This is a genomic window from Paenibacillus sacheonensis (assembly GCF_009909195.1).
GTDB lineage: Bacteria > Bacillota > Bacilli > Paenibacillales > Paenibacillaceae > Paenibacillus_Z > Paenibacillus_Z sacheonensis.
Genome location: NZ_JAAAMU010000007.1, coordinates 134,520 through 154,175 on the forward strand (window position 1 = coordinate 134,520; position 19,656 = coordinate 154,175).

Sequence of the window (19,656 nt, forward strand, 5' to 3'; positions counted from 1 at the left end):
TTTCCTTAACAAATTGAGTATATAGGATTCCCCACGGCGTGACAACGCTTTCTTTATGGATATTTCGTAACAAATTCCTTACTCCTCGATGCTCTCTATGCGCAGCCCTTGTCCCGGCTCGACGCGGACCTCGTCGATCGCCGTTAGATGCGTGAAGACGAACTGGGCCGGCGTTCCTTCGGTTGCGATCGCATTGCCGGCGATCGTCACCTCGCTGCAGGCGGACAGCCTGATGAGACTTGCCGCCTTTCTCGGCCGCTGACCGCCATGGCTCCCGACTTCGGATGCCGGGACGATCGCATTGTTCGCGAATCGGATCCCCCGCACGCTCTTGGCATCCAGCGCGGCCGCTTCGGACGTCTCGATCCGATTGTCTTCGATGACGATTCCGCCGTGCACGGATTTATCGGCTTCGACGAGACGATTCTCGGGCGCGATATAGATGACGGGATGGTCGGCGCTTCCGCACGCGATAAACCGGTTGCGGCGAATCGCGAGGTCGCGGACCGGACCGGATTCGAACCAGCTCTCCGCGTCGTCGGCCACGAACACGCCGCTCATCGTCATGCCGTCGAACACGTTCCGCTCGATGACCGCTTTGCGCCTGGTCGAGACGAGCACGCCGCGCGTCGGGATGCGGGCGAAATAATTGCCGCTGATGTGTACTTCCGGCGTCCAGGTCGTATTCTCGATCGCATGGCCGGCCGCGGCGCCTGCGGGCACGTCTTCCTCCAGCGTGAGCAGGCACTCGCGGGGACTGAGCGCTTGCACGGTCTTTACCTTGCCCGATCCGTACGCGATCAGCGATGCGCTCTCCACGAATTCCACCTCGTCGCCGGGAAAATACGCCTCGAAACCGAAGGTTTGCGGGTGCATGAACCTCAGGCGCACTTGATTCGGAGCCGGGATATCGGCGATTTGCAAATGCGTGCCGTGCACGTTGATCGGATCGTCATGGCCGCCTACGAACCGGCAGTCTTCAATGACGATCTTGCCGCGGCAGCCGGACAGATGAATGAAATCGGCGAACGCCGTTACCGTTCTGCCCGTCTCGGGACGCGGCGTCAAGTCCAGCCCGGCGAAGCGCAAGTCCTCGCTGTATTGGCACACGATGCCGAGACCGTGCATGAAATGCACGCCGGAACGGAGCCATCGCACGTTCCGGCTTCGGTGGATAAAGGCCCCCACTTGGTCGCGGATGCCGTCGCGCACCTGCAGCACCCTGCCCGGCGGCTGCTCCGGTGCGCCGTCCAAATGGAAGCGCAGCCGCATCGGGGCAAGCTCCTCGACCCGGACCGCCCTCTCGCCCAGGTTATCGATGCGCCAGGTACGATTCCGTACCGGATCGAAGGCCTGCATCGGTCCTTCATGGAAGCGCCAGCCGTCGCCGATCCAATAGACGCGGCCGTCTTGCAGCTCATAGCGGGAATCCGGATGCACGAGCGCATCGAAATAATCGCCGCCGGCCGCCTCGATCGTCATCTCCGCCACCGTCGGCCGGACATAATCCAGATGCAGGTTGCGGATCTCGATATCGTCGCAGCCATCCACGACGAGCATGGTCATGCGGCCGTGAATCAGAAACAGCGAACCGTTCCCCTCCAGCGTCAAGCGCGAAGCCTGCTTGATCAGAATCGCGATCGTCTTCGCGGGATCGGGATTCTCTTCCTCGCTTGCCGTGTTCGTGATGAAATACGTCAACCGAGCCGCCGCCTCCGGATAGAAATCGTAGCTGCCCTTCGGGCATTCCAGCACGACGGGTCCCGGCACCCGCGATGCCGCTTCGATCGCGCGGCGCATGGCCGGCAGCGCATCGCGCCCGGAGTTCGGCTCGGCGCCGTAATCCGTCAATAAGATACGGACCGCCGCATCTGCGGCCGTTCGTTCGGCATTCATGTCGCATCCCCCTTGTCGAAGCTATAAGTCTCGCTAGCAGTGTGCTATAAGTCCCGCTAGCAGTGTCGCTAGTATATTTCACTCGTAAATCTCGCTAGCCGCTAGTCAATCTCCCTAACGAATCTCGCTAGTACATCTCGCTAGCAAACAGGCCTTGCTCTCGAGCATCTGCGTTAAACTTACCATCTCGGGCAAGCGAAAGATAGAAAGAAAAAAGAGATATCGGCAAAAATAAAGAAAGACTCCGCCCTAAGCTCTCTAAGCTCGCGCAGAGTCTTTCTCTCGTCGTGCGTTCGACTATTCGAGACGTTCACGAATATGCAACTGCGCGTAGCTGCGCATTATTGACCCAGCTTCGCCATCTCTGCCGTGACTTCGGCGATGGCAGCCTGCAATCCTTTGCCGTCGTACCCCTTCTGCGCGTCATGCAGCATGTCGACCGGATCGTCTTTGCCCAGCACGATTCGGGTAAAATCCTCGTCGAAGTTGATCGTGGACAATTTGTCCTTGGCCGGCGTGGACATCGAGAAGATATCGAATGCCGTCGGGATCGGTTTGGCATTGTCCATCTGCCACTTCAGCTCGTTCTGGATGAATTCGACGACCGCGTCGCCCAGCGCGGAACGGTTGGCCGGGCTGTCCTCCAAGGAGCTTGCGTTGCGCCATGCCGCCAGCTGCGAGACGATGTCCATCGACGGATACTCTTTCTTCAGATCGACGAAGGCATCGCCTTCTTTCGGACGGGTGATCGTGATCGCGCCGCTCGCGTCTTTGGTGTAATCCGTGCCTTCGATGCCATAGTCGAACATTTCCTTCGCTTCCGGCGACAGCAGCCAGTCGTAGATGCTCAGGATGCGGTCGAATTTGGCGTCGTCGACTTCCGCGTTGAACATCGTCTCGGACCAAAACGACTGCGTCGTATGCCGGTAGACCGTTCCGTCGGCCGCCGGCCACAGGTGAAGGATCTTCACGTTGTCGAAGAAGTTTTTGCCGGGGTTGTTTTTCTCCCATTCCGCTTTGACGCCGCTCGAGCCGCTGACGGAATTGGAGGCGAATGCCAGCGCGCCCGCTTTGCCTTGATAGAATTTCTGGTTCGCTTCGCCCGCCTTCTCGACCGCGAAGTCCGGATCGAGCGCGCCGTCGGCGTACAGCTGTCGTGCCTGGACCATGACTTGGTCCATTTGCTTGGAGGCATAGAACGGCATCCATTTGCCGTCCTCCTTCACCCAGCTGGAATTGTCGAACTGCGGGAATGTCGGCATGAAGACGCCTTTGAAGTAGCCGAGCGTATTCATGACGATGCCCGTCGTGTCCTTCTTGCCGTTGCCGTCGGGATCCTTCTCGGCGAATGCCTTCATCATGGCGTCGAATTCCTCGAAGCTCCGCGGATCCTTCAGGCCGAGCTTATCCATCCAGTCCTTGCGCACGAAGACCGCCCGGTCGACCGCCCACATATCCGTGTTCGGATACGTCATCCGCGGAATGGCATACAGCTTGCCGTCGCGGTACACGCCTTTCACGTCCGGCGCTTTGGCTACTTTATCCAGGTTCGGATACTTGCTCAAGTCTTCCGGCAGCGCCCGAACCAAGCCTTGGCTGACCCATTGGTTATACGTCGCGGGGTTGTCGTTCACGATGCTGTTCGTGATGATGTCCGGCAGCTGGCCGGCCGCGGACCATACTTGGTTCTTCTCTTTATAGTTGTCCCAGCCGATGTCCACGGGCTTCAGCGTCACGTTGAAGTCCTTCTCGATCTTCTGGACCAGCCCGTCATGCTGCTGGAAGCCGACGCCGATGCCCCACCACGAGAGGGAAATGTCCAGGTGATCCTTGTACGGATTATCGTCCGCCGCGGCCGGCGCATTCGCCGCCTCGTTGCTGCCGCCGGCATTCCCGCCGCCGTTGTCCGACGCCGCCGGCGCGTTGTTCGTCCCGTTCGCGTCGTTGGCGTTGCCGCAGCCCGATACGGCCGCAATGAGCGCCGCGGCGAGGAGACCGTTCAAGCCAATCCGTTTTGCTTTGTTCATCTGCACTTATCCCCTTGTCTAAAGTAAGATTTTATAATAAAAGCTTGTCGCTCTTACTATCCCTTGATAGATCCGATCATAACGCCTTTGGCGAAATATTTCTGCAGGAACGGGTACAAGCAGGCGATCGGGAGCGTGCTGACGACGAGCACCGCCATCTTGAGCATCTCCGGCTGCAGATCAGAATTCTGCACGCTGACGCTGGTCGTAATGCTCGAGAGCACTTGCTGGTAATTGGTCAGCAGCTCTCTCAACAGCGCCTGCATCGGCAGCAAATTGACGTTCGTCATGAAGAGGACGCCGTACCACCATTCATTCCAGCGGTCGACCGCGTAGAACAGCGTAATCGTCGCGAGCATCGGCATGGAGATGGGGATGACGACTTTGTACAGCACTTGAATGTCGTTCGCCCCGTCGATCTTGGCCGACTCTTCCAAGCCTCCCGGTAGCGTGCGGAAGAACGCGATGCAGATGATCATATAGAACGTGTTGACGGCGACCGGGAGGACCATGACGAGCAAATTGTTGATCAGATGAAAGTTTTTCATCGTCAGGTAGAACGGGATCAATCCCCCGTTGAAGAACATCGTGAAGATGATGCCGCCCATGACGATCTTCCTGCCCGGAAATCCGGACTTCGACAGCACGTACGCGCCGGTGATCGTCACGAGCATGTTGACCGAGGTCCCGACGCCCGTGACGAATAGGGTGACCATGAGCGCTTTCAAGAATCGCGGCTCGTGCAGGATGTAGCCGTAAGCCGACAGATCGAACGCGGTCGGAATGAGATAGACCATCTGCTTCGAGACGGCGACCGAGGTGCTGAACGACATGAGCACGACGTTGTAGAACGGCAGCAGGGTCGCCAGCGTCAAGACGGCCAGAATGAAGTGGATGACCGCATCGGCCATGTTCAGTTTGCCGCGCTTCCTTGGCGTTGGCCGTGTTTGCGGGCTTGCGGCTTGCGTCGCGTTGTCCATTATACGAGTCCCTCCCCGCCGAGTCGTTTTACGATGAAGTTGGCCAGATAGAGCAGCGAGAAGTTCAAGACGGCTTTGAACAATCCGACCGCCGTCGTCACGCCGAAGCTGAGGCCGTCCGAGAACGCCGACCGGTAGGTATACGTGTCGATGATGTCGCCCGTCGAGTAGACGCCCGGATTGTACAGATTGAAGATCTGATCGAATCCGCCGTTCATCGCGTTGCCCACGGCCAGAATCAGCAGGATCGCCGCCGTGCCTCGGATCGAGGGCCAGGTGACCGACTTCAGTTGTTCGAACCGGCCGGCGCCGTCCACGTAAGCGGCCTCGTACAATTCCGGATTGATGCCGGCGATCGCCGCCAGGTAGATAATCGCGCTCCACCCGACTTCCTTCCAAATGTTCGACAGGAACACGATCGCCCGAAACAAGCCCGGATCGGTCAGGAACGTCACCTTGTGAAAGCCGAGCGAAGCGATGATCTGGTTCACGACGCCGGCGCTGCCTAGAAAATTGAACATGATGCCGCTGATGATGACCCATGAGATGAAATGCGGAAACGTATACACGGTTTGATAAAATTTCTTCATCTTCTCCCGCGCCACTTCGTTGATCAGCAAAGCCAACAGGATCGCGACCGGAAATTCGAATACGAGCCGGCCGCAGCTGATATACAGCGTGTTCCAGAAAGCCCGCCAGAAATCGCTCTGGCCCACCAAATCCTTGAAGTTGTCCAGCCCCACCCACGGCCCGCCCAAGATGCCGCCATGATAGCGGAATTCCTTGAAGGCCAGCAGCACCCCGTACATCGGCACGTATTGGAACAAGACGTAAAAGAGCACGGTAGGAAGGAGCAGCAGATATAAATACCTGTGTTTGACCAGATCCTTCCGTAAAGTTTTTCCCATATCGCACCTCCTCGTAAGCGTTACCAACAATATGGTTCCATTATCGCCTGCATTGCTTGCTTCGGGTATGCACGCGATTTATCGAATGTAACCGCTTTACATGGCCTAAAATAAAAATAGGAAACCTTCGACCGAAGGTTTCCTAAATCGCGTCCATATGAATGCTAAAAATCGTCCATATGAATGCTAAAAATCGTCCATTCCCAGCGCCTTCACTCGCGTTCGCTGCGATATCGCGAGGGCGTCTTGCCCGTTATCTTCTTGAACAGCCGCGTAAAATAAAAATAGTCCCGGTACCCGATCTTCTCGGCGATCTCTTGTATCGAATCGCCGTCTCCCTTCAGCAGTTCTTGCGCCTGCTCGATTCGCAGCCTGGCGATGTAGCCGGTCAGCGTCTCGCCGACTTCCTTGCGAAAGAGCTGGCTGATGTAGCTCGGGTTCAAGTAGAACTGTTCCGATAAGCCTTGCAGCGAGAGCTCCTCGCGGTAATGCTCCGTGACGAACTGCAGGATGCTGGCGAAGCTGCGATTCTTCGTCTCGATCGACGGCGCAGGCTCCGCGGGGATCATATCCCGCGCTGCGAGCGCCTCCAGCGCGGCCAGCATGTCGTACACGTCCCGGTACGCATGGAGCAGCTGTTCGTAGCTGTACAACGTTTCTTCCGTCTGCCCCAGCTTGAACAAGAAAGAAACCGTCAGGTTGTAGACTTGGAACGCGTGCCGGATCGATAGCGCGCCGCTGCCGAAGAGCTCCCCGATGCTTTTGAAAGCCTGCTCGATCGCGGGTTGGGCTCTGCCGGCGATGGCTTCGCTCATGTCCGCCAAACGGAGGTTCAGCTCTTCTTGCCGGAACGTGCGCGATGCGTACGCCCCGATCTCCCGGGTCACGAAGAATTGATGCGCGAGCGCGTCCGCGGCGTCGATGCCGGCCCTGACCTCGGCGAGATCCTTGATGACGCCGCCGATGCCGATGCCGGACAAGCCGTCCGGGATTCGCGACGTCCACGCTTTCCCGAGCGCGATCGCTTGCTCCGCGGGAAGCAGATAGACCGTTTTGGAGGCGCCGGTCTTCAATCGCAGTTTCGGCCCTCGCAGCTCCAGCTCGCCCGAGCCGACCGCCGCGATCGGAACGATGCCGTTCGCGCTCCAATCGCCGAAGCCCGCGCGTTCCAACTCGTCCAGCAGCTTCTGCCGGCTGTCCTCTCCGGTCTCCAACAGGTATTGCAAGAGCGGCGACGCCGGCGACGGCATCGCCTTGGCCTTGGTCAACATGCCGTCCAGCTTGTGCAGCACGCCGGAAATTTCCATGTCGTCGAACGGCTTCAGGCAATAGGCGACTGCCCCGTACGAGATTGCCTTCTGCGCATAAGCGAACTCGGCATAGCCGCTAACGACGACGAACAGGATCGGAAGCCCTAGGCTTCGTCCCCGTTGAATCAGTTCGAGGCCGCTCATCTCCGGCATCCGGATGTCGGTAAAGACGACATCCGGCTTCAGCTCCTTCATAAGCGCCAGCGCTTCGGCCCCGTTATGCGCTTGTCCGATGATCTCGAAGCCGTGACGCTCCCAATCGACCAAGTCCTTCAGGCTCTCCACGACCCAGCTTTCGTCATCGACGATCAGTGCCTTATGCATCCGGACCGCTCCTTTCGTGAACCGTCATTTCGATCGTCGTACCCTCGTCCGCCGTGCTCTCGATCCGCAGGCCGCTCTCCGCGCCGAACATCAACCGAAGCCGGTTATGCACGTTGACGAGTCCGATGCTTCGCTGCTCCGCCGGCACGTGCATGCCCGAGGGGGCGGCGGCCAGCATGCCCTTCAGCTCTTCCAGCACGTTCGGTTGAATCCCCGTGCCGTTGTCCTCGATGCGCACGACGAGCGATCCATCCGCATCGACGAACCCTCGAATCCAGAGCTCGCCCTGCCGGAGCGTCGGCTCGAAGCCGTGGTAGATCGCATTCTCCACGAGCGGCTGCAGGATCATTTTCGGGACGCGGTAGGCCAGCGCCTGCTCCGTCAGTTCATAGCGGACCGAGAAGCGGTCCGCGAACCGGATCTGTTGAATCCGGATAAACGATTCGATCATGCGGATCTCCTCGCTCAGCGGCACTTCGCTCGCGCCCTTGACGCTGTACCGGAAAATGCTCGACAACGCGCGGGTCATCGACTTGATTCGGTCCTGCCCCTCGACGACGGCAATGCCCGTAATCGCTTCCAACGTATTGTACAGAAAATGCGGATTGATCTGGCTGCGGAGGAAGGCGAGCTCCGACTTTTTCTTCTCCAGCTCGATGCCGTACAGCCGCGTATTCGTATCCAGGAGACTCAGCGTCAATCGGTCGATCTCGTCGAGCATGCTGTTAAGCTCGGTCGCGACGATGCTGATTTCCATATAGCCGTGCAGCGCGATCCGCTTCTTGAATTTGAGCGGATCCCCGCGCCTGATCGACGTGATGAAGAAGATCAGCCGCTTTAGCGGACGCAGGATATTATTGATGATGAACATGAACGGTATTGCAAGCACTAGGAGCGCGATGCCGAGAATGATCAGCTCCTGCCTGCGGATATCGAGCAGTTCCCGGAACAGCTCGTTCTCGGGCACCATGCTGAGAATCGTGCCGTCGATGTCGGGCAATGGCTCCGTCTCGACGACGTAGCTGCGGTTCTTCCAGTGAATGACCCGGTTGCTCACGTTCGCGGCGCCGAAGTCGAAGCCTTTGAAATCGCTTCCCGTCGTCATCGACGACGTGCTGGCGATCACCTGATGCGAACGGTCCAGCAAATAGAGCTGCGTGCCGGTTTCCTTCGACGAATAGTCCTGCTCGCTGACGAGCGCGGCTGCATCGACGATGAAGAACGCCGTGCCGACGTTGCGGTTGAACAGCGCTCCCTGCTGGCTGTAGGTGATCGAAGTCGCGAAGATAAGCTTCTTGTCGGGACCGTACAGCGCGTCGAACTGCTGCATTCCCGCGTAATACCCGTTGACCTTGCTGTTCGCCAGCTGCTTGCGCAGGGGGACGACATAGCGGTTGCCGCCGTACAGATCGATCCAGGTTCCGTTATTGCCCGAGATGATGATATCTTCGATGCCTTCCTTCAGATCCTTCTGACCGTTCAGGTATTTGTTCAGCTTCGTGAACTTGTCGTACCGGACCAGCTTGTCCGTCTCGACCAGATAGTCCTGCACGTCTTGGTTGTACGAGATATCCTGCATGATGCGATAGATGACGTCGTGGTTGGAGGCAACGTTCTTCTTGATCTCGGATACGGTCTGTTTGACGTATTCCTCGTGGCTGCGGGTGATCATCCCGGACATCATCGAATAGGTATGCAGGATGACGACAAGAATGACGACGATCGTGCAAGCGGCCAGGATCAACAACTGCGAACGAATGGATAATTTTCTCAGGAAAGCCACCGCGCGTATTCCCGCCTTCGTATTGTCGAAATGGTCTATGGCTTATTATTACTGCTTCCCGCCGGCATAGTCAATGACAAGGAATTGGGCCGGACCGCCATGCCTTTCTAGTTTGAACGCAATAAAGCTGCCGGCATTTTGTAGGCCGACAGCTTTATGGGAGTCCAGCGGTTCAATCGTATGTCGTTCTACGAGCAGGCCGATGGGGCTGTTTCCGATGCAGCGCAGCAGCGACTGCCAGACAGGTTAGTCTTCGACGATCGCCACGGGTCTTGACCAGCCGGCGCTGCCTTTTTCCACCTTGATCGGGAAACAGCAAACTTTGAACCCGAACGGCTTCGGAATTTGGTCCAGATTGGCGAGTTTCTCGATCTGGCAGTACTCTCGGTCCTTGCCGACGTAATGGGCCGCCCACAAGACGCCTTCTCTCGGCGCTTTGCGGTACGCTTCGGCCTGCAGGTTGAGCGGAATGTCCCAGCCCCAACCGTCCGTGCCGACCACCTTAATGCCCTGGTCCAGCAGCCATTCGGTAGCGGCAGCCGATACGCCAGCGTGCAAGAACGCATAGTGCTCATGGAATAGGCGCTTGTCCGCGTCGCTTCGGACGAGGACGATGTCGAAGGGCTTCAACGTATAGCCGATCCGGGCGAGCTCCGCCTTCAGATCCTCGGTCGTAATCTCATATCCCGGAGGCTTCGCGCTGAAGTCCAGCAGGACGCCGTCGCCGTAGAACCACTCCAGCGGCATTTCGTCGATCGTGCGGGCAGGCTTGCCTTCCGAGGTTGGCCAGTAATGCCACGGCGCATCGATATGCGTCCCGGCATGGGTGTTCAGCGTCACGGTCTCCGTCGCCCATGCTTTGCCTTCCGGAAAATCGTCCGGTTGAAGCCCCAGCACGGCAGCGGCCTGCCTCGCCCCGTCTTCGTGACTCGCGTATTCGATCTTCGCAGGCAAAGGCTCGCGAATCCGCGGGCTGATAGCGACGCTTAAATCGATGAATCTCATAGGGATACCTCTTTCCCGCCAAACTCGCGCGGACCGTTCGCCCGCGCGTTCCAGCGTATAGCACTATTTTCCGGAAACCTAACGAATCCGTCAAGCAGAATGAGCCATATTGGGTTATCGATAACGCCTCCCTCCCCGTCAGCCGCATCGTCGAACGTTTGCCGGATTTTCAGTTCCGCCGCCCAAGCTAACGTCAAAGAAGCACGCCAATAATGGCGTGCCTCTTAACCGAAAGCTTATTAGGCCTGGTATTGGTCGTCGCTAACATGCTCCAGCCAATCGACCGCCTTGCCATCAATCCGTTCTTGAATCGCGATATGGGTCATCCCCGTTGTCGGCGAAGCACCGTGCCAATGCTTCTCGCCCGGCGGAAACCAGATCACGTCACCGGGGTGAACGGCTTCGATTTGCCCTCCCCAGCGCTGTACGCTTCCGCTTCCTGCCGTTACGATTAGCGTCTGCCCCAGCGGGTGGGTATGCCATGCCGTTCGCGCCCCCGGTTCGAACGTAACGCTGGCTCCGGCCACGCGCGCAGGATCGGCTGCTTCGAACAGGGGATCGATGCGAACGGTACCGGTAAAGTATTCCGCTGGTCCTTTGCCTGAAGGCTGGGTTCCGTTTTTTCTGATTTCCATATTCTATTCCCTCCGTTAGTGCTGCGAGTAACACGAATGGCCACTGGATCGGCTGACTAATTAACTTATATGGTTTAATGAACGCATGTTAATTATTGTACAGTTAACCTTTGAAGACAATGGTTAAACCGACGCAATTTGTTACGTTATTAACATAAGTTCCGAATTTGTCGAGTAATATTGTTATTCGTTGGTGTTGTCGAAAGTAATGCGGACAAGGGACGATAAGCCGTAACCCAGCCGCACACCATGGCGAAGCCGATCGGACGCATAATAGCTGGAAGCGTTTAACAGGTATCACGTTTCATAGTAGGCATGAAAAAAGAGCGACCGCGATGGACGCTCCTGGTAAAGGTCTAGCATTTATGTTCCGTTACGAACGCTCGGGATTACGGTCATGGCTGCGGCTTCTCATGCCCGCTAGGCCGATTAATCCTAACAAGCCTAACCAACCCCAGTCGAAATCATTGTCATCGTTGACGGCATTTGTCCGATAATTTCCACCGGTCGTAGAAGTCGCATTGTACGTATTCATCGAACGATCATACGACTGGTTGCTTTGCGTAGAAGGCGTGTTCACGGTGTTCGCATGATTCATCCCCGCAGCGCTAATAATTCCGGCGCCTAACAGGCATGTAAAGCAACTTACCAGTGTAAATGCCATTAGATATCTCACTTTTCTCATGGGTGCCAACTCCTCGCTGATTTGTGGTTCAGCTTATAATTTCCCTTTAAGGACATGAATTATGCGTGCCGTCCAACGCAAGCCGCAATAAAAACGACCACCTACGATTGTTAGCGTAGACGGCCGTTTTGCGAATTTAAGGGTTATTCGTGTGCTGCACGTTTTGCAGGCTCTTCGACGGTTTACCCTTGCCGCTCTCGTGGTTCTTGCGTTGTTTTGCCTGGGTCTCGTTGAACTTCTTCACGAATTCGTTCGTGGATTCCATACCGGATCCCCCCGTATCGTAAGTTGCGCTGAATGCTGGACTTATTGAACTTGAACGGCGCTTTGTTGCGCGAATTGAGATGTTTTTTGCTGCGTTTGCTTATACTGGGCAACCTGTTTGTCTATTTCTTGCTGCAGCACGGGCGAGGAAGCATTATACAAATTGGCTTGTTTCAACGTCGTATAGAGATCCCCTTGCATGGCGAGGGTTTCATTCAGCAAGTTCGTAAACATTTGCCGAATTTGCGGACAGACGGATTCGGTGGCGGCCGTCGCGTATTCCCTCGTAACCCGTTTTAAATCCGCCAAAATCGTATTCGCGATATCTTCTTCCGGCAAGTTAAGCTGACTATTCATAAGATCCTCCCTTATTGTTGGGGCTGCGTCGGCGCCATGGCTCTGTGCTGTTCCATCATCGCCAGCAGCGTCTGATAATGCTGGGTATGTTTGTTCATCAACTGGTTTACGGTCGCTTTTATTTGCGGGTTTTGAACGGTTGCCGACGCGACCGCGCATTGCTTAAGCAGCAAATCCTCGTTCGACATGGAATCGGCAATATACTCCAATTCCTTTGCCGTCATTGCATCTGCGGATTGGTTCATGATCATGCTCCCTTCTGTTAGCTGTGCAGCGATTATTAGCTTCCTTCATCGCAAGGATTTTTATCCCATGTGCAAGAACTTGGAAGACTAAGGTTTTAAAATAATGTTCGTCGCGGCTTCTCTTTATTGTTATTGCGATAACCGTGCTCCGCTTCGTCCAAGCCGATTTGAAGTCATTGATTACAACCAAGATGACGTGGCAGAGAAAGTGTCGGAAAAGGCGGATGTCGTTCTCAACCTCGCTTCTGTTTCTCCAGAAGACGTCACGAAATGGAAAACAAAAAGAAGTGAAGCCGGACGATCCGCTTCACTTCTATTTGCGCAATTTTAGCCCGAAACTGAATTCCGCGAAAATGCCGCCATTCAAAAATGCTTGAATTTCTGCGAGAACGTCTGCGTTCTCGGGTAGATTGCAGCGATCACCTTTCAACATTGTAGATGATACGGCAATTGGCCAACCGGTCTCCTCTACTGTCGATTAGCCAGGTAATTGGCAAGCTCCTCGAACGTGCCTTCGAACCCTTGCGCAACCATCGGTGCCATCGCGTCGAATGCGTCCTGCTCTTCGGCAGAGGCATTGAGCGGTCCGCCCTGCAGTGTCAATAGCGTCTTTCCCTCGTTGTCTTCAAGCGTAAGCATATTCAAGATCTCCAGCGGCCAGTTCGGATTGAACGGGGCGCGGACCGTATTGCCTTCTTCATCGGAAAAGGACTGCACCCATACCAACTTCTCCGGCGCCTGGACTTCCCTGTAAACGAATTTGCCCCACATGGCATGCTGCCCGTCCGGCGACTTCTGGCAGCCCAGGAACATACCTCCCGGACGGACGTCCATCTTCGCCACTTCAAGCGAGAAACCCTTGGGACCCCACCAGCTGCCAAAATGCGCCGGATCCGTCCATACCTTAAATACGAGCTCTCGCGGGGCATTGAACTCGCGTTTCAATAAAAGTCCTTGTCGGGCGTTCATCAGCGTTCCTCCTTCGGATGTGGTAATGAACGATACCGATCGATTAGAGCGTATTGGAAGCTTGCTGCAGAAGCCCGGACAGCAGGACGAGATCCGGCGTATCGCCTTCCCGCAATTTGATCCACTTTCGTTCGGCAGGTCCTTCGAATCCCTTCGGAAATTCGATGCCGCCGGCATTCATGATCATGAACGCGATCGCATCCTTCGAAGGCGAAATAACCGCGGCATAATGTCCGTTTTTCAGAAAATGCGGTTTCTTGTACTGAATGCGTTCTTCGGCTTCCGGAATCGTCTCCAGAATCATGTCCCGCAGGGTCGAACTGATCCCGCCCTGCCATTCCGGCAGCTTCTCGATAAAAGCCGTGACTTCTTGATTCACGCCATTTTTTACCTCCTTTTGGAAATTCATTCCTTCCGACTGAATATACCATTCGGAGAATATTCCCGTCAAGGAATATAAAAAGCGATCTTTCGAGAAAACGGGTTTAACCGCCTGCTCGAAGATCGCTTAAGGATTAATTACACTTGCTATAACCGCAATTGCTGCACTGCTTGCATCCTTCGACATTCAGCAGCGAGGCAGATCCGCAGGATGGACAGAGGTCACGCGAGGTGACCTCGCCATGCTTATGCGAATGATCGGCGATTGGCGATGGGGCATTCATGGATGGAGCCGTCTGCACCGGCTCATATGCAGCCGCCTGCTCGTTGGTGCTCTCGATATGAATCTCCAGCGCTTTCGCTACCGCATCGGCGATCGATTCTACGCGATTCGAGCCAAACCCGATCGCGCCTGAGCCGCCAATGCCTTTCAGATGCTTGATCAGGAGCTTCACCTTGTTGCCGTGGTCGCCGTAACGGAGGAACAAGGAGCATACGCGGCCCAGCGCTTCCGCCATCGCGAAGACGTCAGAGCCCGCTTTGCCTACATTCAAGAATATTTCGCCCGGAATGCCGTTTAGATCATTGATGGTAATATAAGCCATGCCGAATGGCGTATTCACCTTGTAGGTTGCTCCCCGGAGAACCTGCGGACGGCGCTTGTACTGCTTGTCGAACGCCTGCTCCGCCTGCGGCGTTACGTTGACGTTCAGCGCGGCGTTAAGCGTCTCCAGCTTCGCCTCCGCTTGTTCCGTTTCCGCCGTTGCAGCCGCTTCATCGGCAGCCGAATCGGACTTGTCTTCCTTCTTCGTCGACAATACTTGCACGTCCCGGCTGCCGTCGCGATAGATCGTTACGCCTTTGCAGCCCAGGTCGAAGGCAAGCTCGTACAGCTCTTTGGTTTCGTCGACGGTAAAGTCGCTTGGACAGTTCGCCGTCTTCGAGATCGAGCTGTCTACCCAGCGCTGGATCGCCGCTTGCGCCCGGATATGATCCTTCGCCGACAAATCCATGGCCGTTACGAAGTAATCCGGCAGCTCTTCGCCCGGATGCGCATCCTTCCAGGCTTGCGCGATCGGGACCAGCTGCTTGTCGTAACCCAGGCGGCTTTGGCGGAAGTATTCGAAGGCGAAATAAGGCTCGATCCCCGTCGAAGTGCCTACCATCGTCCCTGTGCTGCCCGTAGGCGCCTGCGTAATGACGGTAACGTTACGGATGCCTTTGGCCAGAACCGCTTCGCCGACTTCGGGGAATTCCGAGATCATGTTCTTCATAAAGCCGCTTTGCAGGAATTTCTCCGCATCGAATGCCTCGAACGAGCCTTTCTCCGCGGCGATATCCGAGGAAGCCAGATAAGCTTCGCGTGCCATAAAGCCATATATTTTATCGAGAAACTGAAGCGATTCCGGGCTGCCGTAACGGATGCGCAGCTTGATCATCAATTCGGCCAGACCCATCGTGCCCAGGCCGACGCGGCGCTCCAGCTTCTGGTTCCTCTCGTTCTCTTCAAAGTGATAAGGCGTCGTATCGATGACGTTGTCGAGGAAACGCACCGACCATCGGGTTACTTTCGCCAGTTCTTCCCAATCCACGTCATGGTTGTCTTCGTCATAGAACTTGGACAAGTTAATAGCCGACAGGTTGCAGACGCCCCATCCCGGAAGACCTTGCTCGCCGCATGGATTCGTACAGATGATCGGGTTGAAATACCAGCTGTTCGACATCTGATTATAGTATTCCATGAAGACGACGCCGGGCTCTGCCGATTTCCATGCGGATTCGATGATCGTATGCCAAACTTCGCGCGCGCGAACGGTTTTGTAGGGCACGACGCGTTTGCCGAGCTTCTTCCAAGCGTCAAGATCGCCCGTCCACAGCTCGTCGTATTCGGGATCCTTCGTATCGGGGAACACTAGCTCCCACTCCAAATCTTCCTTCACGGCTTTCATGAAGCCGTTGCTGACGCAAACCGACAGATTCGCATTGGTCACTTGGCCCATGGTCTGCTTCACCGTGATGAAGTCGAGAACATCCGGGTGCCAGTCATTGATCATGAGCATAAGCGCGCCTCTGCGGCTGCCTCCCTGTTCGATCAAGCCGGTCGTATAGCTGAACAGCCCTCCCCAGGACACTGCTCCGCTCGAAGATCCGTTGACCCCTGCCACGATAGCGCGGCGAGGACGCAGCGAGGACAGGTTAATCCCTACGCCGCCTCCGCGGGCCATGATCTCCGTCATCTCGGATAAAGTCGCCATAATGCCGCCGCGGCTGTCCTTGGGCGATGGAATGACGTAGCAGTTGAACAGCGTCAATTCGTCGCTCGCCCCCGCGCCTGCGGCAATCCGTCCGCCCGGCACAAGCTTCCAGTCGTCCAGAATGTAACGGAATCGCTCTGTCCAAGTCTCCTTGTCCGCTTCGTCCTTCTCCGCGCCTGCCATCGCATTGGCGAGACGGTCCCACATTTCCTCCGGCGTCTTCTCTATCGTAAGCGTGAGCTTCTCTACGCTCGATGTCACTGTATCCCCGCTTCTTAACCTCACGGTCACTTCGTTACCGTTCCGTCCGATCACTTCGCCGACCTCTTTGGCCGGGAATTTCGGATCGTCCTTCGTCAGGACCAGAACGACGTCTCCGACTGCCGTATTGCTCGTATCCGCATTCTTCCACGCATAGCGGTCCAAAAATATTTTCTCGCTAAGACCTTCCAATTTCCGCGTCATTGCCATCCGATTGGTCCATCCTCTCCTGTATCCATTTCTCGCAAGCACACCGATTGCCAGCATCTCTGTAACTATATATTGTGTGTATTTATGATTATACTATACCACATATAGGTTTACACGCCAAAATCCACCCATTTCATCGCTATTCTCCGCTTACATCGCCTATTCTCGAACGATTGCTTGTCCTTTGGCTAAATTTACTCCATTTTCACGGTTAAGACCGATATCGTTTTCACGATGCGGCATCAGCGGCAAGCTCCATATTGAGCGATTGGCCGCAGTCCTTTATCCGCACACCCCGATGTCTTCCGCTCCTCTTATAGCACGCATATCAAACAATCCGAACCGCCTTGTGCGGCCTCTGGCATGCGGTCGGCGCGACCGGCACGGTGTCCGTGACGACTTACCATAGAAGGTAGACGAACACAGTTCACTGGTAGAAAACCGTGTTCCCCATGGGAAAACGGCCTCGCTGCCGCTTCATCCGGTATGCGGGGTCCTTTCGTTCATTTACCTATTCGAATGACTGAAACATTTATGAGTCTACGCTGTCACAAGTAGCAGGGCATTGTCGTTATAAGCATGTCCGGCATACCATTCATGCTTGCCAGCGTCTCCGCCGGGGGTTATTTCAAACATGGATGAAGTGCTTAATGCCATTAACTGTCGAAATCACTAGGCTTTCTCAGCGGGCATGTTCCCTAGCTGATTCGACAGCTAATCCGACATTCGCGAGCCGGATGCCCTTTCTATTGTTTCACTTTCTTAATGATATTAAATATACGAAGCGATTGCCATTACTGAGGGGGATAAACGATGATTATAGCCATTGTCGGAGGAAACGGAACGCTTGGAAGGCATGTCGTTGCGGAACTTCGCCGACGCGGCCATGAGACGCGATCGCTCAGCCGCAGCTCAACCAAGCATCGAATCGACTTGACGACGGGCGAAGGGCTTCCTGCCGCGCTGGCTGGCTGCGATGCCGTCGTCGATGCCAGCAACGCCACGACGAATTCGTCGAAGGTGTTGGTGGAAGGATCGAGACGGCTGCTAGCCGCCGAGGCCGAGGCTGGCGTTCGCCATCATGTCGGCGTATCCATCGTCGGATGCGAGCTGGTGCCGTTCGGTTATTATCGCGTGAAAGCGGAGCAGGAGCGCATCGTCGAAGGCGGGCCGGTCCCGTGGAGCATCGTCCGTTCCACGCAATTCCACGAGTTTGTATCCGGGCTGCTGAAACAAGCCGGACGGTGGCGGATGCTTCCATTGCCAATCGGGAAAATTCCGTTGCAGACCGTCGCATGCGCCGATGTCGCGGCAGCGATTGCCGACGTCGTCGAATCTACGCCGGCCCGCAGACGAATCGAGATCGCCGGCCCTGAAATTATCGATGCCGGCCAATGGATCCGCGCATGGCGGTCGATCGCCGGCAAGCGCGCGCTCCTGCTGCCGGTCCCCCTGCCGCGCCGGGTCAGCCGGTCGCTTAGCGCCGGAGCGCTAATCTCGCACCAGCCGGATTATCGCGGCCGTATCCGCTTTCGGCAGTGGCTGCAAGATGAACTGAACGGCCGTAAGAACTGACGGCGGTGACGCAGCACTTCAAGGCTTTACCTATTTTCTTGGAGTTTAAAAATAAACGGCCGTCTACAAGAGAGTATGTAGACGGCCGCTTTGTACGATGCGCTTGATTCAGATGCATTCCGGTCGCTGTAAGGCTATTCCCGACACACCTTATCGCTTTCGCTTAATGATGGAACAAATGTAACATTTATGCTGATTCCCTTTTATTTGTTGGATGTTTTCACAGTAGACGCATTTCATGGTCATTCACCCCTATGGTATTATGCCCGGTCAGGGATTCTGCATATGCAAACTTTAAAGGCATCTGTTCGAAATACGATCGGCTGCATTAGTCTCCTGTTATTCTCAACGATATGAAGGATAAGCCTCTGCCGCCCTCGACTTCCGGTACCTCCGCTCCGAAGCCCGGACAAGACTTACGGTTTCAATATAATTTTCATGGCCCCTTCTTCTTTATCGTTGAAAATCCGATATCCGCGCTCGGCCTCGTCCAAGCTGATCCGGTGGCTGATGATGTCGGTCGGATCGAACACGCCCTCTTTGATTTGGCGATACAGCTCGGGCATGTAATGGATCACCGGCGCTTGTCCCAATTTTACGGTAATGTTGCGCGCAAATAAATCGCCGAACGGAAACGCGTTGTAATTCATGCCGTATACGCCGGTTACTTGAATGGTTCCGCCTTTACGGACCAGCTTGCACGCCATCCGAAACGCACCGAGCCCGCCTCCTTGCAGCTTTAGCAGCGTCTCCACTTTCTCTAGAATCGTTTTTTCGGCATCCAGTCCAACCGCGTCGATCACGACGTCCGCTCCGCCTCCCGTCAGTTCCTGCAGGTGGCCGAGCAGATTATCCGTTGTTTTGAAGTCGAACGCTTCGACATTGTTGGTCTTGCGGGCATGCTCCAGCCGATAATCCACATGATCGACGGCGATTACCCGCTTTGCGCCTTTGAGCCAGGCGAACTTTTGGGCGAGGAGCCCGACCGGCCCGCAGCCGAGAATAATGACCGTATCACCCTGCTTGACGCCGGCGTTTTCGACGCTCCAGTAGGCGGTCGGCAAGATATCGGATAGAAATAAAAGCTTCTCGTCTTCCATCTCCGCATCTTCGGGAACCTTGAACGGCATGAAATTGCCGTAGGGCACGTGCAGGAGCTCCGCTTGTCCGCCGGCGTATCCGCCGAACGTGTCGGAATATCCGAGATAGCCGCCCGTGTCGCCATGAAGGAATTCGTTCGAATTGTCGCATTGGCTTTCGAGTTGATGGCTGCAATACCAGCATTTTCCGCAGGCAACGTTGAACGGAACGATAACGCGGTCGCCTTTCTTGACGCGCGTCACATCTTTCCCCACCTCTTCCACGATGCCCATCGGTTCGTGACCGATAATGAAATCATCCGGCATATTGGGAATTTCCCCGTTATAGAGATGCAAATCCGAACCGCAGATAGCGGTCGTCGTGATGCGCACGAGAACATCGTCTGCGTTTTTCAACTTGGCATCCTCTACTTCTTTTACTTTCACTTTTTTCATTCCCTGGTAGGTTAGAGCCTTCATTGAACCACCCCTATGCGATTAATGTCA

General features: G+C 55.7%; 17 protein-coding genes. 1 reads left to right on the forward strand and 16 read right to left on the reverse strand.

The window, feature by feature from the left end; all coding sequences use genetic code 11:
* Positions 1–78: 78 nt before the first annotated feature.
* The 15 genes from GT003_RS15550 to GT003_RS15620 all read right to left on the reverse strand — a co-directional run bounded on the left by GT003_RS15550 (position 79) and on the right by GT003_RS15620 (position 16,495).
* Complete coding sequence (locus tag GT003_RS15550; protein WP_161699339.1) at positions 79–1,896, reverse strand: right-handed parallel beta-helix repeat-containing protein; 1,818 nt, start codon at positions 1,894–1,896, stop codon at positions 79–81.
* A 341-nt stretch (positions 1,897–2,237) separates the two neighbouring features.
* Positions 2,238–3,923, reverse strand: coding sequence for a type 2 periplasmic-binding domain-containing protein (locus GT003_RS15555; RefSeq protein ID WP_161699341.1), 1,686 nt, complete (start codon positions 3,921–3,923; stop codon positions 2,238–2,240).
* Positions 3,924–3,979: 56 nt separating this feature from the next.
* Positions 3,980–4,903 (reverse strand): carbohydrate ABC transporter permease, encoded by a 924-nt coding sequence (locus tag GT003_RS15560; protein ID WP_161699343.1) that lies wholly within the window; start codon positions 4,901–4,903, stop codon positions 3,980–3,982.
* On the reverse strand, positions 4,903–5,811 hold the full coding sequence (locus GT003_RS15565) for an ABC transporter permease (protein WP_161699345.1): 909 nt from the start codon (positions 5,809–5,811) through the stop codon (positions 4,903–4,905). Before GT003_RS15565 ends, GT003_RS15560 begins: the two co-directional genes overlap by 1 nt.
* Before the next feature lie 212 nt (positions 5,812–6,023).
* Positions 6,024–7,445 carry a response regulator transcription factor gene (locus GT003_RS15570; protein WP_161699348.1) on the reverse strand — a complete coding sequence of 474 codons (1,422 nt, stop codon included), beginning with the start codon at positions 7,443–7,445 and terminating at the stop codon, positions 6,024–6,026.
* On the reverse strand, positions 7,438–9,228 hold the full coding sequence (locus GT003_RS15575; RefSeq protein ID WP_161699350.1) for a histidine kinase: 1,791 nt from the start codon (positions 9,226–9,228) through the stop codon (positions 7,438–7,440). Before GT003_RS15575 ends, GT003_RS15570 begins: the two co-directional genes overlap by 8 nt.
* 246 nt (positions 9,229–9,474) lie before the next feature.
* Complete coding sequence (locus GT003_RS15580; RefSeq protein ID WP_161699352.1) at positions 9,475–10,233, reverse strand: cyclase family protein; 759 nt, start codon at positions 10,231–10,233, stop codon at positions 9,475–9,477.
* A 239-nt stretch (positions 10,234–10,472) separates the two neighbouring features.
* A complete protein-coding gene (locus GT003_RS15585; RefSeq protein WP_161699354.1) occupies positions 10,473–10,868 on the reverse strand; it encodes a (R)-mandelonitrile lyase in 396 nt (131 codons plus the stop codon).
* Between the two features lie 373 nt (positions 10,869–11,241).
* Positions 11,242–11,553 carry a WGxxGxxG family protein gene (locus GT003_RS15590; protein ID WP_161699356.1) on the reverse strand — a complete coding sequence of 104 codons (312 nt, stop codon included), beginning with the start codon at positions 11,551–11,553 and terminating at the stop codon, positions 11,242–11,244.
* Positions 11,554–11,689: 136 nt separating this feature from the next.
* Positions 11,690–11,818 carry a DUF4023 family protein gene (locus GT003_RS15595; protein ID WP_161699358.1) on the reverse strand — a complete coding sequence of 43 codons (129 nt, stop codon included), beginning with the start codon at positions 11,816–11,818 and terminating at the stop codon, positions 11,690–11,692.
* 41 nt (positions 11,819–11,859) lie between these two features.
* Positions 11,860–12,174, reverse strand: a complete 315-nt coding sequence (locus GT003_RS15600) for a spore coat protein (RefSeq protein WP_161699360.1) — start codon at positions 12,172–12,174, stop codon at positions 11,860–11,862.
* An 11-nt stretch (positions 12,175–12,185) separates the two neighbouring features.
* Positions 12,186–12,419, reverse strand: coding sequence for a hypothetical protein (locus GT003_RS15605; protein WP_161699362.1), 234 nt, complete (start codon positions 12,417–12,419; stop codon positions 12,186–12,188).
* A 468-nt stretch (positions 12,420–12,887) separates the two neighbouring features.
* Complete coding sequence (locus tag GT003_RS15610) at positions 12,888–13,388, reverse strand: SRPBCC family protein (protein ID WP_161699364.1); 501 nt, start codon at positions 13,386–13,388, stop codon at positions 12,888–12,890.
* 43 nt (positions 13,389–13,431) lie between these two features.
* Positions 13,432–13,767 (reverse strand): DUF1801 domain-containing protein, encoded by a 336-nt coding sequence (locus tag GT003_RS15615; RefSeq protein WP_161699367.1) that lies wholly within the window; start codon positions 13,765–13,767, stop codon positions 13,432–13,434.
* A gap of 136 nt (positions 13,768–13,903) precedes the next feature.
* Positions 13,904–16,495, reverse strand: coding sequence for an adenosylcobalamin-dependent ribonucleoside-diphosphate reductase (locus tag GT003_RS15620; RefSeq protein WP_161699369.1), 2,592 nt, complete (start codon positions 16,493–16,495; stop codon positions 13,904–13,906).
* 813 nt (positions 16,496–17,308) lie between these two features.
* Here GT003_RS15620 and GT003_RS15625 point away from each other — a divergent pair.
* Entirely contained in the window at positions 17,309–18,070 is a 762-nt protein-coding gene (locus GT003_RS15625; protein ID WP_161699371.1) for an SDR family oxidoreductase, read from the forward strand.
* Between the two features lie 416 nt (positions 18,071–18,486).
* Here the strand turns inward: GT003_RS15625 and GT003_RS15630 are convergent, their stop codons facing one another.
* Positions 18,487–19,629, reverse strand: coding sequence for a zinc-dependent alcohol dehydrogenase (locus tag GT003_RS15630; RefSeq protein WP_161699373.1), 1,143 nt, complete (start codon positions 19,627–19,629; stop codon positions 18,487–18,489).
* Between the last annotated feature and the right edge of the window lie 27 nt (positions 19,630–19,656).